The following is a 15,971-nucleotide window of genomic DNA, read 5'->3' as shown; positions in this document are numbered from 1 at the left end:
GCAACTGCAATATGGCGTCCATAGGATTAAATACTCGAGACTAGGAGGCACGACCCACCGATGCCCGTCATCCCTATCTACGGTGAAGTGTCACTCCTCGTAGGGGGCATCGGTACGCGGCGCGCTTGGCAACTGCTCATCCAGAGATTGGCGGTACTTTATGCATCCCTTCATGAACTCAGGCCATTCCGGTACCACGGGAACCGGATCGGTACTGTCGGGTAGCAGTCCCCAGAGGGCAGGGTGATGCCAACAGAGATCGTGTCGGCTGCAGTCGCGGTGCTCACGGATACCTTGGCGTAATCGCTTGGTTTCTTCGATCAGTGCTTCGCGACTCATCCGTTCGAGGTCTTCATCCATAATGGTCTCCGTAATAATGTCCGGAGCAGCGATGGCCTGGTCTGCATGACGTTAGATATAGCGTAAAGCGCATCAGTGCGCCTGTTACCTTGTCTGCTAGTGGCATCGGGCCTACAGGAAGCACACCCTGGGCTCGGTGCCGGGGTTCGGATGCGTACGCTAGAGAGCTGAATGTCGAGCCGGCGCGAGCTGATCTCAGCCCTCGACCGAAAGCTTGCAGGGAATGGCTTGGGCGAGAAAGTCGATCAGGGCCCTCACGGAGGGAACGAGACCCTTGCGTGAGGCGAAGACCGCCTGGATCGTGCCGAAGGGTGAGCGCCACTCCGGCAGTACGTGGACGAGATCCCCTTTGGCAAAGCTCACCCGGCAGATGTGAATGGGCAGCAGCGCCACGCCAAGCCCCTGGCACGCTGCGGCAAGCAGCATGTCGAAGTTACTGCACATCAGGCGCGGGCGCAGGGTGATCAGGCGCGTCTCCTCGTTCGGCCCCGTCAGTTCCCAGCGGACCTCATCCGTTTCTCCCCCCATCGAAAGCGTCGGCACCTCGGCGAGTTCGTCGATGGTCAGCCCCTGTTTGCAGGCGGCGTGCACGGCAGGGCTCACCGCCATCACCAGGTGATTCTGCCCCAGCGGGCGCATGATCAGCGAGGCGTCCGCCATGTCCGGCCGGCTGCGAACGCGGATGGCGATGTCGAGACGATCCTCGATCAGATCGGCGCGACGGTCGAAGACCTGCATGTGTACGCGGACCTTGGGATAAGTCTTCATGAAGGCCGGCAGCACTTCCTCGATGAGGTTCTGGATCAACCCCTGCGGACAGCTGAGCCGCACGATGCCGTTGGGCTCAGCATATGCTTGCGCCGCCACCGTTTCCGCCGCTTCGGCGCCGGCGAGCACGGTCTGGCAGTGCTCGAAGAACGCATGACCCACGTCGGTGGTGCGAATCTTGCGGGTCGACCGCTCCAGCAGGCGAACCTGGAGCCGCTCCTCGAGCCGCGCGATGCGCTTGCTGAGCGTTCCCTTGGGTACGCCGATATGGCGCGAGGCAGCGGAGAAGCCCTGATAGGTCACCACGGCATGGAAAAAGTAGAGGTCATTGAGATCGTTCATCGCATCGCTACCGGGCGGGAATCCATCGCAGTTTAATCGTTTCCCAGGGGAAACGCTAAGTTTGAATATCACGCTCTAGTCAGAGGATTGGTGTCCTCTAGAATACAACCATCGGGTCGGCACTAGTAACACCATCAATCGAGAAGTGCGGACCTAATCCCTGTAACGAATCGAGAGAGTGAAATGATGAAAACTCAGAAAACCGCCCTGTTCCTGGCACTTGCCCTTGCCTCCGGTGTTGCCCTGGCCGAAAGGGGCGCCGAGGAAATGCAGATGCCGTTGGCCGCCTCATCCGCCCATTCCGACCAGAACAGCTTCGAGAAGCTGGACCTCGACGCCGATGGTCGTCTCTCCCGCGAAGAAGCCGAAGCGGGCTCCCTGCCGGGTATCTTCCAGTTCATGGACCGCAACCACGACGGCGTGCTTACCCGTCAGGAGTTCAACTACCGCGAGCGTTGATCGCGAGTGTCTGGCATGACCAAGCGCTGCGGGCGAGTTCACGAAGCTAGCCCGCACAAGAGAGGGAGGCGTACGCCTCCCTCTTTTCTTTTTAGATGCTTTCTATTTTTCATTCTGTCGCGGAATAGTGGCCTCGCGGACCGTTCATCGTTCAGGATTCCAGCGGCGTGGATCGATACGGCCATCGTACATCGGCAGTTCCAGCACCGGGTCGTCGTTGCGACATTGCGACCACATGCGGTTCAAGCCCGCCGTGCCGAAGGTACGTACACGCTCGACCTCATCCAGGTTCAGGACATCGGTAAGGGTGCCCGAGGACGCCCCGGGCATTTGCGTACGAACGTTGCCCTCGGGGTCGACGATCAGGCTCTGGCCTTCGCCGGAGGGAGTGGCCGCGTTGGCGCTGACCATGAACACCTGGTTAAAGATGGCGTTGGCCTGCACCAGCACCAGTTCCTGGGCGCGGTCACAGGTGGAGGTGGCGGCCTGGTTGATGACCACCTCGGCCCCCAGCCAGGCCAGTTGTCGTACCACTTCGGGAAACCAGATGTCGTAGCAGACCGCCAGGCCGACCCGGCCCACGCCGGGTATATCGAATACTTCGACGCGTCTCCCCGGCCGAAAAGGCTCATACGGGCGCCAGGGGAAGCACTTGCGATAGGCGGTCACCCGCTCGCCCTGGGGCGAATACACCGGTGCGGTGTTGTACAGGTGGCCATCCTCGCCCCGTTCGCAGACCGTGCCCGGCAGCAGCCAGATGCCCAGATTGCGGGCGATACGCGCCAGGTGCCGGTGGCGGGGGCCGTCGATCGGCTCGGCGGCGGCCTCCCACTGAGCGCGTCGCTGCTCTGGGGTGCCGGTGGCGCCGCAGAGATGGAATTCGGGGCAGACCACCATCCTTGGCGGCTCGAACCCGGCCCCGAAGTCGCTCAGGTGCTCCGCCAGTGCGGCCTCGAAATCCCGCAGCTCGGCGTCCGTGCCGGGCGGTCGGGAGGCGTCCTGGAGAACCAGGACAGGCAAGTATCTGGGCATGGGGTGTCTCCGTTACAGGTTGGCTTCCACTCCGGCGGGCGCCGGCTCGGGTTCCGATTCGTCGAAGTCCACTTCCGGCGGTTCGCGACGGAAGAAGCGGGTCAGATAAATCAGCTGTGCCAGCCCGATGGACAGCCAGACCAGCCCCAGGACCACGGCATTGATGTCCAGCTTGCTCATCAGCCAGAGGTTGATCAGGGCACCCACCAGCGGCACGACCACGCCCTTGAGGACACCATAACGGCGCATCGCATCCGCATCCCTGTTGACCAGGAAGATCACCGAGAGGTTAACCATAGTGAAGGCGATGAACGCGCCGAAGTTGATGAACGAGGCGGCGGACAGCACATCCATGAACAGGGCGATGATGCCGATGGCGCCGGTCAGTACGATGCTGAACACCGGGGTGCGAAAACGCGGATGCAGGGCACCGAACAGCTTGCGCGGTAGCACGGCGTCTCGCCCCATGGCGAACAGCAGGCGAGAGGCACTGGCCTGGGCGGCCAGGCCGGAGGTGAACTGCGCCAGCACCATCCCGGCCAGGAAGATGGCCCCGAACAGATCCGCGCCGATCATCCTGGCGATCTCGAAGGCGGCGGAATCGGCGTTGACGAAATTGCTGCCCGGATGCGCCAGTTGCGTGGTGTAACCCACCAGCACATAGATACCACCGCCGATCAGCGCGGTGAGCATGATCGCCCGCGGAATGTTGCGCTTGGGCTCGATGGTCTCCTCGGTCAGGGTGGTAACGGCATCAAAGCCGAGGAAGGAGTAGGCGGCCACCGCGGCGCCCGCGGCAATGGCGGTAAAGCCGGCATCGTCACCCAGGAACGGTCCCAGGCTGAACAGCGCATCGGTACCGCCGGTGGCGAATACGTGGCGCACCGACAGCAGCACGAAGAAGGCGATCACCAGGATCTGGAACGCCATCAGCAGCGAGTTCACCTTGGCCGCCAGCTTGATGCCGTAGACGTTGAGGAACGTGGTGATGCCGATGAAGCCCAGCAGGAAGATCCAGCTCGGCACTTCCGGGAACCGTGCGTTCAAGTAAGCGGCGCCGATCAGCCAGATCACCATGGGCAGGAAGAAGTAATCCAGCAGCACGCTCCAGCCCACCATGAAGCCGACCCGCGAGTCGATGGCCTTGCGCGCGTAGGTGTAGGCCGAGCCGGATACCGGATAGGTCCGCGCCATGATGCCGTAGCTATACGCCGTGAACAGCATGGCGACGGTCGTGATCAGGTAGGCCGTGGGCACGGCGCCCTCGGTGGCGCTAGCGATCACGCCGAAGGTGCCGAGCACGATCAGTGGCGTCATGTACGCCAGCCCGAACAGCACCACGGCCTTCAGGGATAGGGTTCTTTCCAGTTTGATATTGTTTTCCGTCATGATCCGTCTCCAGGACACGTTGGCGCCGTCGCCTGGCCTTTGCCAAGCCGGTACGACGCGTTCGTGTGGCGAGCGGGGTCCCGCCACACCACTCCTCTACAACGGTATTGAGCGGCCTTCGGAGCGTATATAACCCCAGCGTGGTATGGCCTGCGAGTATGGCCGGGAGCGGCGAAGGGAGTCAGAAGGTCGTGAAACTAAGCGTGCGAGGGCTCGGGGAGCAGCTTGCCCGGCACCCAGGTCAGGTAGGCCACCATGCCGAACAGTTCGACCAGCGACTGGAAGACGATGACTACAGCGGCAGCATGCCAGGCCTCGGGCAGCGTCAGGGCGATGGGCAGCACCACGAAGGAGTTGCGGGTGCCGAAGCTGAACGTCAGGGTTCTGGCCGAACGCGTGGGAAGCTGGAATATTGTGCCGAGGGTCTTGCCCAGGAAAGCGGCGAAGATCAAGTAGGCGACGAAGATCAGCCACACCTTCAAAAGCACCCCGCTGAGGTCGGCGACGGTCGTTACCTGTGATGCCGCAATGACGAAGACTACCAGCGCAAGCAGCGGCACGGGCAGCATGCCCAAGCCGTGAACGCACCGTCGGGCATTGAGGCTGCGCTTGGCCAAACACTCGGTCGCCCAGGCCAGGGCCAGGGGGGTGAGGATCAGCCCTCCAAACGCGCTGAGCAGATGGTGGCTGATCGCAGACTGCAACCATTCCACGCCCAGGAAGAGCCAGAGATAGATGGGTAAGGCCAGCAGCTGTACGAGCAAGAGCACCGGCGTGGCGGCAATGGCCCTGCCAGCATCGCCTTTGCCAAGGTGGGTAAAGCTGATGAACCAGTCGGTACAGGGGACGAGCAGAACCAGCAGCACGCCGGCCTGCACGGCGGGCGACATGGGCAGGATGGCCATCAGCCCGCCCAGAACAAGAGGAATCACCACGAAGTTGCCGAGCAGCAGGGCCGCCATGAAACGCCCATCCTTCATGCCCTGGCCAATCCGCGTCAGGGGAACCTGGGTGAAGGTGGCATAGAGCAGGCCCCCAAGCAGTGGCCAGAGGAAGGCTTCCAGCCGGGAGGTCATCTCCGGCAGGCCTAGCCCGATAGCCAGTCCCGCCAGGATAAAGGCCAGATAAATCCAGGATTGCCGTCGCTCCAGCCAGTCGCGCATGAATGCTCTTTCCTCCGTAAGGTTACAATGATCACTGTCGGCAGTAAGCTACCGAGGGTTTCTGTGAGAAAGGCGCCGGAAGGGCGGTAAGTTTCCCCATTCATTTGATCCGGACACACGAATTGGTGAAACAGAGCGAACGTGACGAGCTTCTGGCCGCTGCCGTCAAGGCCCTGGCGACCCCCGAATTGCCCCATCGATTCTCGGCGCTGGCGAAAGGTCTGGCCGCCTTCGACAACCTGATCGTCATTGCCTACCACGGCGAACACCGGCCGGCCGTGCTCTATCGGGAGTACACCGATCCGGTAGTCTACCTGCCGATGGACAGCCAATACCTGGGCGGAGCCTATCTGCTGGATCCGTTCTATCGCGAGCATCTCAAGGGCAGCGTGCGGGGGATACGACGGCTGATGGAGGTGGCGCCGGATCATTTCCGACGCACTCACTACTACAACAATTACTACAAGCAGACCACGCTACTCGATGAAGTCGCGGTCTTCGCCAGCATTGACGTGGACATTACGCTAACCGCCTGCCTTGGGAGGGATCGATCCAGCGGGAAGCCCTTCGGTAAGCGTGAGATCCAAGCGCTGCGGCAGAATGCGAAGGTCCTCTGCGCCTTGTTGGAAGCGCACTGGCGGGACTATCGCCCCGCCAGTGCCGCCGAGGCGGTGCCGGCGCCACTGGTCGAGCGCCTGCGCGAGGCCTTGGAGCAGGAATACCGCATCCGGCTGAGCCCGCGCCAGGCCGAAGTCGCCCTGTTCATCCTGCGAGGTCACTCCTCCTTGTCCATCGGCCTGCACCTGAACGTCAGCGCCCAGACGGTGAAGGTCTTCCGTCGCCAGCTCTACGCCAAGTGCAGCATCTCCTCACAGGCGGAGCTGTTCGCGCTGCTGATGCCGCTGTTCGCGCGGCTGACCGGCCACGGCTGAGCCAAGGGGCACGAAGGATTCCCGCTAACGCCTGCCGCTCTCGGCAATGGCCACGCGATACACCCTTTGGCCGGGCGCATTCACTCATGCTGCAGGATATTGACGAGCTTGCCGAAGGGATCACGTACATAAAACCGCCGCACGCCCCACGGCTCGCTGGCCGGTCCATACTCGATGGCCACGTTTGCCTCCTCGCACCGCGCCAAGGCCGCTTCGATATCGTCGACTTCGATGGAGAGATCGGGCAACGGCGTGCCGGAGCCGCCCTCGGTGCCGAAGCTCACCTGAACGGTCATCTTTTCGTTCGTGCCGTACGTTCGAAACCAGCCGTGATCCATCAGGAGCTCGAGGCCCAGGATATCTCCGTAAAAGGCTTCCGCCTTGGCGAGGTCCGAGGTCGCTGTGTTGGACATGATGCGTTTGACTTGCATGGCTACCTCGATTCTTGTTGTTACGCCAGAACGTCATAGCGCTTCGGTCGAAGCAACGGCAGAAACTTCTGATGTCCCACGTCGCGCCATCAGAACTGTAGCCCAAGTGCTACGCCGCCGAGCAGATAACAGAAGGCGGTGATCAATACGATACCGATCAGATTGAGAACGACCCCGCCACGTGCCATCTGGGCGATGGTGACCGCTCCGGTGCCGAAAACAATGGCGTTAGGTGGCGTGCCGACCGGCAGCATGAAGGCACAGGTCGCGGCTAAGGCGGCCGGGATGAGCAGCGTCATCGCGTCGGCGCCGATACCGACCGCCACGCCCCCGAGCACGGGGATAAAGGTAGCGGCCGTCGCCGTGTTGCTGGTCACTTCGGTCAAGAAGAGCACGATCGTGGCGACAGCCGCGACCAGCAGCAGGATCGGGAGCACCTCGAGACCGGTAATTTGCTCGCCAAACCAACTATCCAATCCGGTGCCGGCGACCGCGCCGGCGAGACTCAGGCCGCCGCCGAACAGCAGCAATACGCCCCAAGGCAGCCCGTCCTCGGCATCATGCCAATTCAGCACCATCTCGTTGCGACCTCTGGCTGGCAGGATGAACAGCGCAATGCCGGCGGCGATAGCGATGGCGGTATCATCGAGTTCACCGAGCGGTCCCAGCCATTCGCCCACCCCGGGGATGTTGCCGAGAACGCCGGGCACGACCCACAGGAACGCTGCCGAGCCGAAGACGATCATCACCATTTTCTCGCCTTGGCTGAGCAGTCCGAGCTTTTGGATCTCACCGTCGATCATTTCCTTGCCGCCGGGTATCTCCGCGACGTCGAAGCGGTAGAGCACGCGCGTCATCAGTACCCAGGCCACCAGGATGAAGGTAAAGGCCAGCGGCACACCAAGCATCATCCATTCGAGGAAGCCGATGGTGCGGCCCAGTTCATCGGCGGCGTAGCCGGCGACGATGGCGTTAGGCGGGCTGCCAAGCAAGGTGCCAAGACCGCCCATGCTCGCCGACCAGGCGATCGCAAGAAGGAGGCAGACGCCAAAGCGCTGTATATTCTCGTCGAAGATGAAGTCGACGTGGCCTGCCCGGTGATGATCGTGGCTGGAGGCGACCGTTTCCGCAGATTCGCCGCTACGCTCGGCCACCAGACGGAGCACGGACAGCCCGATCGGCAGCATCATCAGCGTCGTCGCGGTGTTGGAGACCCACATCGACAGGAAGCCCGTAGCGAGCATCATGCCAAGTACGATCCGTTTCGGCTCGATCCCCACACGAGCAAGCGTCAAGAGCGCGATGCGCCGGTGGAGATTCCATTTCTCCATCGCGATGGCGATGAGGAAGCCGCCGAGGAAAAGAAACACGATGGAGCTGGCGTAGGGCGCCGTAGCCTGGCCGACGGTCCGCTCCGTCAGCATCGGAATCAGCACGATCGGTAGCAGCGCCGTGGCCGAGAGCGGGATCGCCTCGGTCATCCACCAGACCGCCATCAGGGTGGCGATCATCGCGACCCAACGTGCGTCTGACGACAGCCCTTCGGCTTGGCCCATGGCGAGCCAGACGAGCAGCGCCGCGACCAACCCGAAGACGCGCAAGCCCCAAATCATCTTGGCTGATCGCCCACCCTTCCCTTGCCCCCCGGGCGGGTCCGCATTACTGCCGGGCGGGCGATGCTGTTCGTCCATGTCCAGTCTCCCTCTTCCCTAATGCTGCTTCCTTTGTGGAGCGTAGCCCAAAAGCATTGGACACGGCATAGGCAAGGTCTCGGCCGCCCATCGGGTGTCCGTTAGTTCCAGAAAGACAAAAGCGTAACGGGGGCCAGCGGTGTGTCTCGCCCTTTCTCGCTCTACGCATAGCCCTCGTTGTAAATCACCGGCATCTGCCCTTTCCATTGGTTCCAGGTGGCGTCGTTGGTAATCAACTCGGCCATGAAGTGCGCCACGTTGATCCGGCTGGTCTTGCCCGCATTGAATACCGCGCTGCGTGTGGGGGAGGGATGCACCTCGTACGCCGTGACTTCATCGGCGTCGATGAGAGAATCCGGCCGGACCGCGACCCACTCGACTGCCCGGGCCCTCTGGCCGACCTGAGTGCGCAGGTAATCGGCTGCCAGCTCATTATCCACATGAGGAGGCAGCAGCACACGAACCAGGCCGATGGCGCACCGCTGGCCAACGGAGATCGGCTCGTCGAGATCGGGGTTGGGGTTGCCGGCGGAATTCATGAGCACGAACTTCACGGGCCGCGGTGGTCGAGCCGACCGGGCAGCCTCGCACAGCCATTGGGTGGCATCTGCCACGAGCCGGCGCGGCGGCCCATACATTCCTCGCAGGGTGAGATTGTGCCCCAGGCACGACGCGATCGCCGTGCATCCACCGACATGCTGGACGAGATCGTCTTCGCTGAGCTCATGGAGCGTTGCGTGAAAGATGGACAAGGAGGGGTGGGACTTAAGATCGTTCGGCAGTTTTTCGGGCGAACGAACGATGACCTTCACCCGCTGGCCGCGCTCGAGTAGCTGTGCCACCAACAGCCGCCCCGTCGCGCCGCTGGCGCCCACTACCAGTGTGGTCATGGTGTCTTCCTTGTAGTGTGCCAACTGGGGAGTGCTGGCAGGTTCCCTTGTGAGATTAGCGCTCTTTCCTTGAGCGTAGACTTACCCTACGTGGCGCAAACAAGCGCAGGCATGATCAATCAAGCGGAAGGGGCGCTCGTCACTCTGCTTCGAAAAGGCAGACGAGATGTAGGCTGGTGCAACCAAAAGTGGCGGGCCTAGGCGCACCACTTGGTTGGTGGGGTCGATAGCCTTGGCTAGCTGCGGGTTCCTTCATGATTGTTTTTCATACGCCTCGACGCCCTCGGGTATCGTATACCAGGCTTGCTTTTCGCTCACCCAGACATGGACGATGGGGTTGATGATGCTCGTGTCCGACAGGTTGGAGGGTTTGAGCTTGATCTTCTCCGGGGCGTTCGGGTTGTAGTGATAGATCCGATTGCCGCAGGTGGGGCAGAATTTCGCGGCATTGATGTTCCCGCTCTCTGCCGCCCTTTGCCAATCCGCCATTTCTCCTTGGAACTCCACCGCATCGGCATTCACCACCGCAGTGATGCTGAAGGCGCTCGTGGAGAGTTTCTGGCACTCCTTGCAATGGCAGGCGAAAACCTTCAAGGGGGGTTCCAGCAATTGATAGGTTACCCCGCCACATTGGCAAGAGCCTTTGATTGGGTATTCCATGATTCTTGCTCCGAAAAGAATTGAAGCCAACGATGACGGGGCCGAATGCACCGAATCCACTTCAGCGCGCAAGACAGGGATGATGCACCTTAGCTGGCGAGGAACGTCTCGGATGGCTGAACCTCTCTAGGCCGCCTCCTTCGCGCCACGCGCTGCCCCGGTATGGCTGGGTGGCAACGACCCCGTTCTCAACGTTACCGCATTTTTTTCGCCGTGCCACTTGGCCGAACACCAGATTCGCACGCATTACCACGACGCGAGCATCGATATACTTCGGCCATCAACTTCAGTGAACGCGACAGACGGCAGCGGCCATTGTGTTCGCCCCGGTTCGGCCCACAATGAGGGGACCCATCGCTCCCAAGGAGACAATCATGAGCGGAACCCTCTATCGCCTTGCTGCCTTCACCGACGACCCGCGCGGCGGCAACCCCGCCGGAGTGTGGCTGGGCGAGGCGCTGCCCGAGCCGACAGAGATGCAGCGCATCGCCGCCGAGGTGGGTTATTCCGAAACCGCCTTCATCGCGAGGACGGGTGAGCGACGCACGGTGCGTTACTACAGCCCCGAGGCGGAGGTGAGCTTCTGCGGCCATGCCACGGTGGCAAGCGGCGTGCTAATGGGTCAGTTGGGCGGGGCCGGCAGCTACATGCTCGACACCGCCGTGGGCGAGGTGATGGTTACGGTCAATCAGGTGGAAGGGAAATGGCAGGCCTCGCTGGTCTCGGTGACGCCCGAGTTCCGGCCCGCCGAGCCGGAGTTGGTCGAGGAGGTGCGTGAGCTGCTCGGCTGGCAGGCAGAGGAACTCGATCTCGAGATTCCGCCCGCACTGGCCTACGCCGGGGCCTGGCATTTGGTACTGGCGTGTAAGGAGAAAGCGCGCCTCGAACGGCTCGAATACGACTTCGAAGGGCTCAAGGCGCTGATGCTGCGCGAGGGCCTGACCACATTGCAGCTGGTTTGGCGCGAGGGCGAGGAGCACTTCCACGCTCGCGATCCCTTCCCGGTGGGCGGCGTGGTGGAGGACCCGGCTACCGGCGCGGCGGCCGCAGCCCTGGGCGGTTACCTGCGCGACGCGGGCCTGCTCCAGACACCCGCCCGGCTGACGATCGTGCAGGGCGAGGCGATGGGACGGCCCAGCCGGATCGAGGTTGATATTCCCTTGAGCGGCGGCATCGTCGTGACCGGACAGGCTGTTGAGCTTGGCCGCTAGCGGCAGATCCCAGCGGACGTTCGAGTACCGAGGCGTAACGACCGGCGACCCGCCGGTAACTCAAAGGCGCCGGCGCAGGATGACGGTAGCGAGTAGGTGCGTGCCGCCACCAACGGCGCATATCAACGTGAAGGCGCCCGGAGCGCCGCGGGCGATCTCCCAGAAGAAGCCGACCAGCGCGACGGCGAGCACGACGAAGTAGGCGGCGCGCAGGGCATGCAACTGGATCAGGGCGTGACGTTCATCCAGCGGTGAGTCGTGGCTGAGCAATTGAACCGACTCGAAACGTTGGCCGAAGCGCATTACCGCAGCATAGCCCAGCATGATGGCAAGCATTGCCAGACCCACGCCGGGGGCGCCCGCGGCCAGCCACGAAAGCAGGCACATCGCGATGCCGAGCGCTACGGCGAACAGCGGTACGACCAGTGGCTTGGAGCCGTCGCGCGCGTCACGGTGTGCAGTCATCGAATACCTCCTCGACGGGTTTGTCGAAATAGCGCGCCAGGCGAAAGGCCAGTGGTAGCGAAGGCACGTAGCGGCCGACTTCTATGGAGTTGATGGTATTGCGTGAGACACCCATGGCCTCGGCCAGGGCCGCCTGGGTCAAACCTCGCGCCTTGCGCAGCGAGCGAATGCGATTGTCCATAGGCCAAGCTTGTTTGGCACTGAGTGTTGTGACAAGCAAGCTTGGCATCTCGGGCATGACAATGACTGACGTCCGCCGAGGTGCGCCGCTCGCGCCAAGGTCGAGCGGCGCGCTATCCTCAAGTGGGCTGATAGCTGCCGGCATCGGCGGCAAAGCTGATCGACAGGCGGTTCCAGGCGTTGATGGTACAGATCGCCAGGGTGAGGTCGGTCAGCCCCTTCTCGGAGAAGTGCTCGCGGGTCGCCTCGAACAGGGTATCGTCGATGCCATTCCCGGCGACCAGGGTATTGGCCTCGGCCCAGGCCAGGGCGGCGCGCTCGCGGGGAGTGTAGAAGGGCGTTTCGCGCCAGGCGCTCAGGGCGTATAACCGCTGTTCGGTCTCGCCGGCCTTGCGGGCGTCCTTGGTGTGCATGTCGATGCAATAGGCGCAACCATTGATCTGCGAGACGCGGGTGTAGATCAAACCCAGCAGCCCGTCGCCCAGTTCGCCCTCTTCCCCTGAGCGGGAAACGTGGCGCTGAAGTTCGATCATTGCCTTTAGACCGGTGGGGCTGGCGGAAAAGTAGTTCATGCGCATGGAAGGAGCTCCTGACGGTGAATGACAAGCCCCAAGCTAGCCCGGGCGTCGGGCGCGGCATTGTAGATTTTCGACCTGCTAGTGTTCCTGTTCGAATATCGTGGATGGCATGCAGAGAGGGCATGGGGTCGCTGGGCGAATCGGTACGAAGTCCGATCCAGCGACTTGTTCGTCTCTTCTCATATGCCGCATCGCTGTTCCGCCTTCCGAAGCACGGGTCCAACCTCTTCGATTAGGAAATCGATGAAGGCCCGTATGCGACCCGCCATGTGGCGTCGATCGACATAAACCACATGGATATCCTCCGTGTGACTGAGATCGTGCTCGGCCAGCACTCGGAGGAGCCTGCCGCTGGTAATGTCGTCAGCGACATGGAAGGCGGCTAACCGGCCCATGCCGAGTCCTGCCAGTACGAGCTGACGTAGTGTTTCGCCGTTGTTTGCTTCTGCATTGCCTGTGATGGGCGCATCGATTCTATCTTCAACAAAACGCCACGGTCCGATAGTGCGCTGGAAATTGAAATTGAGACAATTATGGAGTGCTAGGTCGGCCGGCCTGTCTGGTGTGCCGTATTGCGCTAGATAGTCGGGTGAGGCGACCATATAAAGCCGAGTCGTGCCGAGCCGCCGTGCCTTGAGGTCGGAGTCCGGTAGGGGACCCATGCGTATGGCAATATCGGCTCGTTCTTCCACCAGATTGGCTGTCTCATCGGAAAAACTGAGATCAAGCTTTATCCGAGGGTACTGAGCCAAGAAGCGTGGTAGCAGCGGTGCGAGCAGGTTGTTGCCGAATGGAATTGACGCATATACGCGTAATCTGCCGCTGGGCGCAACGCCTTCCGTCGCAGCGCGGTCCGCCTCATCAATGTCGGCAAGAATGCGCACACTGCGCTGATAATAGGCTTCTCCTTCAGGTGTCGGCGCCAGGGTCCTTGCGGTGCGTGTCAGAAGGCGTATGCCAAGGCGTACTTCCATTCGGGCAATCAGCTTGCTGACGGCCGATGGGGTGAGTCCCAATTCGCGTGCCGCTGCGGAAAAGCTTCCCGCCTCGATAACCCGTACGAAGACTTCCATTTCGCCGCTGCGGTTGCCGTAGTTCATATGCTGTCGATCCGTGAAACAAATTCACATATGCTATTCCAAAGTGCCATGTAGTCAAATAATTTCTCTCGCAGCATGCTTGGGCCGAGCCCCTTTCCTTAGGGTCAAGTTTTCCAAGTGAGGATCTCAGCATGGTGCCGCAGTACTCCGGCCTTCCTATCGCTCTTTACGCTTTGACGGCAACTGCCTTCGGTATCGGCACGACGGAATTCGTGATAATGGGCCTTCTGCTGGAAGTTGGCAGGGACCTCGAAGTATCAATCTCAGCGGCTGGGCTTTTGATCACAGGTTATGCTTTGGGTGTCGTTGTAGGTGCACCATTGCTGACAGCACTTACGGCGGGACTCCCTAGAAAGCAGTTACTGCTGGGCCTGACGGCCCTGTTCACCTTTGGAAATCTTTGCTGCGCGATCGCGCCTGATTATTGGATGCTGATGTCTGCGCGCATAATGACGGCCTTCGCTCACGGCGCTTTTTTCGGTGTTGGTGCGGTGGTGGCAACGAGCCTTGTGCAAAAGGAGAAGCAAGCGACAGCGATTGCCGTCATGTTCACCGGCGCCACGCTGGCAAACATCCTTGGGGTGCCACTCGGAACCTACATTGGACAGGCATTTGGCTGGAGGGCGACTTTTTGGGCCGTCACCGGCATTGCTATCGTTGCCTTCATCGCTACTGCACTGCTCGTGCCCGAAACGAAACAAGAATCACGGCAGGGGGTTCGTGCGGAGTTGGGTGCGCTCAAGCGCAAACAGGTTTGGCTGGGTCTGGCGATGACGATACTTGGCTATGGGGGTGTCTTCACTGCCTTTACCTATATCGCTCCCATTCTGACGCGTGTTACGGGCTTCGCCGAGACGTCAGTAGGGCCGTTGTTGATCCTGTTTGGTGCCGGTCTCATCCTTGGCAACTTGGTGGGTGGTCGCCTCGCTGATCGCCGTCTCATGCCGACAGTCGTCGGCTCCCTGGGATTTTTGGCGATTGTGCTAGCCTTTCTGTCGATTGCCCAGCATCAAACCATTCTCATGGCTGTCGCCGTCTTTCTCCTGGGGGCTGCGGCTTTCGGTACAGTGCCGCCACTACAGATGCGTGTCTTGAAGTCGGCGGAGGGAGCGCCAAGCCTTGCCTCGGCGGCGAATATCGCTGCGTTCAATGTCGGAAACGCTGGCGGTGCGGCGCTAGGTGGCTTCGTGATTGAAAGCTTTTTGGGCCTTCATGCTCTGGGTTGGGTGGCAGCACTGGTTACCCTTTCCGGCCTTGCAGTGGCTTTGTGGAGTTGGAGGCTCGATCGTCTTACCCGACCCGCTGCTGCCTCATGCATGGCCAGAACTTGAAGGCTAGGTGCAAGAAGTCAGCGTACTATAGAAAGAACGATACCCAAGACGACTCAGAACGCAGAGGATCTCCTGACGGTGAATGACAGGCCCCAAGCTAACCTGGGCGTCGGGCGCGGCATTGTAGATTTTCGATCTGTCGGTGTCGCGCCCGCGGCCGGCCTGCGCTTGCAGCAGTTCGCCCCCACCTCCGCGCTGCGCTCTCACGTGCAGTGCTTCTGGCACGCCAAGGGTGTCGCCGCCCCGGGGGCGGATGCGGTGGAATTGCTGCACCCCGATGGCGGCCTGGGACTTTTGTTCAACTTCGGTGGTGCCTTGAGCCGCGACGGGAAGGCCGTTGCCGGTGCCTGTTGGGTCGACGGCCCCAAGCTGCGCACGGCGCGACTGACAGTTGACGAGGATCTCGACCTGCTCGGCGTGCGCTTCCTGCCGGGAAGCGGGGCGCTGTTTCTGGGCGAGGCGTTGTCCGCGCTGGTTGGAGGGGATCTGGTGCCGGGCGATGCTCTGCGTCACCTGGCGCTCGAGGCGCTCCACGAGAGGTTATGCCAGGCGCCCGATCTCGCTGGGTGCATTGCGCAGCTGGAACGCTTCCTGCTGGAGCGGCTGCGCCATGCCGAGGCGCTGCATCCGGCATTGCCGGCATCGCTCGAATGGCTGCGCCGCCGCTCACGCCAGGGACATGGCCCGGGCAGCATCGCGGCCCTGGTCGACGGATTGCCGATCGGGCAGCGTCGGCTGGAGCGGTTGTTCCAGCACCACGTGGGGCTCTCGCCCAAGCGCTATGCCCGCCTGCTGCGCATCGCACGCAGCCGCGAGCTGATCAAGCAGGGTGGGGCGGCGGTATCGCTGATCGATACCGCCTACGCGGCCGGGTACTTCGACCAGTCGCACTTCATTCATGACTTCAAGGCGGTCACCGGCTTCACCCCGGGCGGTTACCTGGGCCACGTGCAGCGGCGTTATGGGTAGTTGCGACTGGCCCGATTCGG

18 protein-coding genes are annotated in these 15,971 nt (G+C 61.8%); 5 read left to right on the top strand and 13 right to left on the bottom strand.

The window, feature by feature from the left end:
* Nucleotides 1–90: 90 nt before the first annotated feature.
* The gene (locus tag CYJ07_RS06590; RefSeq protein WP_104202878.1) at nt 91–360 is read right to left on the bottom strand and encodes a hypothetical protein; all 270 of its coding nucleotides are present in this window, start codon (nt 358–360) and stop codon (nt 91–93) included.
* Between the two features lie 195 nt (nt 361–555).
* Nucleotides 556–1,470: a LysR family transcriptional regulator gene (locus tag CYJ07_RS06585; protein WP_104202877.1), complete on the bottom strand. Its 915-nt coding sequence runs from the start codon at nt 1,468–1,470 to the stop codon at nt 556–558.
* A gap of 186 nt (nt 1,471–1,656) precedes the next feature.
* Here CYJ07_RS06585 and CYJ07_RS06580 point away from each other — a divergent pair, with 186 nt between their 5' ends.
* Nucleotides 1,657–1,929 (top strand): EF-hand domain-containing protein, encoded by a 273-nt coding sequence (locus CYJ07_RS06580; RefSeq protein ID WP_197038269.1) that lies wholly within the window; start codon nt 1,657–1,659, stop codon nt 1,927–1,929.
* Nucleotides 1,930–2,073: 144 nt separating this feature from the next.
* Here the strand turns inward: CYJ07_RS06580 and CYJ07_RS06575 are convergent, their stop codons facing one another.
* The 3 genes from CYJ07_RS06575 to CYJ07_RS06565 all read right to left on the bottom strand — a co-directional run bounded on the left by CYJ07_RS06575 (nt 2,074) and on the right by CYJ07_RS06565 (nt 5,513).
* Nucleotides 2,074–2,961, bottom strand: coding sequence for a carbon-nitrogen hydrolase family protein (locus tag CYJ07_RS06575; protein ID WP_104202876.1), 888 nt, complete (start codon nt 2,959–2,961; stop codon nt 2,074–2,076).
* A 12-nt stretch (nt 2,962–2,973) separates the two neighbouring features.
* Nucleotides 2,974–4,350, bottom strand: a complete 1,377-nt coding sequence (locus CYJ07_RS06570) for an APC family permease (RefSeq protein WP_104202875.1) — start codon at nt 4,348–4,350, stop codon at nt 2,974–2,976.
* Between the two features lie 197 nt (nt 4,351–4,547).
* Nucleotides 4,548–5,513 (bottom strand): arsenic resistance protein, encoded by a 966-nt coding sequence (locus CYJ07_RS06565; protein ID WP_104202874.1) that lies wholly within the window; start codon nt 5,511–5,513, stop codon nt 4,548–4,550.
* A gap of 125 nt (nt 5,514–5,638) precedes the next feature.
* On the opposite strand from CYJ07_RS06565, the gene CYJ07_RS06560 reads away from it, so the two are divergent.
* Nucleotides 5,639–6,445 carry a LuxR family transcriptional regulator gene (locus CYJ07_RS06560; RefSeq protein ID WP_104202873.1) on the top strand — a complete coding sequence of 269 codons (807 nt, stop codon included), beginning with the start codon at nt 5,639–5,641 and terminating at the stop codon, nt 6,443–6,445.
* Between the two features lie 80 nt (nt 6,446–6,525).
* On the opposite strand, the gene CYJ07_RS06555 is transcribed toward CYJ07_RS06560, so the two are convergent.
* The 4 genes from CYJ07_RS06555 to CYJ07_RS06540 form a co-directional block, all read right to left on the bottom strand.
* Nucleotides 6,526–6,876 (bottom strand): VOC family protein, encoded by a 351-nt coding sequence (locus tag CYJ07_RS06555; protein WP_104202872.1) that lies wholly within the window; start codon nt 6,874–6,876, stop codon nt 6,526–6,528.
* 89 nt (nt 6,877–6,965) lie between these two features.
* On the bottom strand, nt 6,966–8,567 hold the full coding sequence (locus CYJ07_RS06550; RefSeq protein ID WP_231489557.1) for an SLC13 family permease: 1,602 nt from the start codon (nt 8,565–8,567) through the stop codon (nt 6,966–6,968).
* A gap of 161 nt (nt 8,568–8,728) precedes the next feature.
* A complete protein-coding gene (locus CYJ07_RS06545) occupies nt 8,729–9,457 on the bottom strand; it encodes an NAD(P)-dependent oxidoreductase (protein ID WP_104202870.1) in 729 nt (242 codons plus the stop codon).
* Nucleotides 9,458–9,709: 252 nt separating this feature from the next.
* Entirely contained in the window at nt 9,710–10,117 is a 408-nt protein-coding gene (locus CYJ07_RS06540; protein ID WP_104202869.1) for a GFA family protein, read from the bottom strand.
* A 374-nt stretch (nt 10,118–10,491) separates the two neighbouring features.
* Between CYJ07_RS06540 and CYJ07_RS06535 the strand changes: the two genes are divergently transcribed.
* Nucleotides 10,492–11,328: a PhzF family phenazine biosynthesis protein gene (locus CYJ07_RS06535; RefSeq protein ID WP_104202868.1), complete on the top strand. Its 837-nt coding sequence runs from the start codon at nt 10,492–10,494 to the stop codon at nt 11,326–11,328.
* A gap of 60 nt (nt 11,329–11,388) precedes the next feature.
* Here CYJ07_RS06535 and CYJ07_RS06530 read toward each other — a convergent pair whose 3' ends face one another.
* From CYJ07_RS06530 to CYJ07_RS06515, 4 genes are all read right to left on the bottom strand, one after another.
* The gene (locus CYJ07_RS06530; protein ID WP_104202867.1) at nt 11,389–11,793 is read right to left on the bottom strand and encodes a hypothetical protein; all 405 of its coding nucleotides are present in this window, start codon (nt 11,791–11,793) and stop codon (nt 11,389–11,391) included.
* Nucleotides 11,777–11,974: a helix-turn-helix transcriptional regulator gene (locus CYJ07_RS06525; RefSeq protein WP_104202866.1), complete on the bottom strand. Its 198-nt coding sequence runs from the start codon at nt 11,972–11,974 to the stop codon at nt 11,777–11,779. The genes CYJ07_RS06530 and CYJ07_RS06525 overlap by 17 nt, the downstream gene beginning before the upstream one ends.
* 118 nt (nt 11,975–12,092) lie before the next feature.
* Complete coding sequence (locus CYJ07_RS06520) at nt 12,093–12,551, bottom strand: carboxymuconolactone decarboxylase family protein (protein ID WP_104202865.1); 459 nt, start codon at nt 12,549–12,551, stop codon at nt 12,093–12,095.
* Nucleotides 12,552–12,730: 179 nt separating this feature from the next.
* Nucleotides 12,731–13,651, bottom strand: a complete 921-nt coding sequence (locus CYJ07_RS06515; protein WP_104202864.1) for a LysR family transcriptional regulator — start codon at nt 13,649–13,651, stop codon at nt 12,731–12,733.
* A gap of 131 nt (nt 13,652–13,782) precedes the next feature.
* Between CYJ07_RS06515 and CYJ07_RS06510 the strand changes: the two genes are divergently transcribed.
* The gene (locus CYJ07_RS06510) at nt 13,783–14,982 is read left to right on the top strand and encodes an MFS transporter (protein WP_104202863.1); all 1,200 of its coding nucleotides are present in this window, start codon (nt 13,783–13,785) and stop codon (nt 14,980–14,982) included.
* A gap of 78 nt (nt 14,983–15,060) precedes the next feature.
* Complete coding sequence (locus CYJ07_RS06505) at nt 15,061–15,951, top strand: helix-turn-helix transcriptional regulator (RefSeq protein WP_197038268.1); 891 nt, start codon at nt 15,061–15,063, stop codon at nt 15,949–15,951.
* The last annotated feature ends 20 nt before the right edge of the window (nt 15,952–15,971 follow it).

It is taken from the genome of Billgrantia saliphila (genome assembly GCF_002930105.1).
GTDB lineage: Bacteria > Pseudomonadota > Gammaproteobacteria > Pseudomonadales > Halomonadaceae > Halomonas > Halomonas saliphila.
Note: the sequence above shows the minus strand (reverse complement) of the source record. Positions and strands in the feature narration are given on the sequence as shown.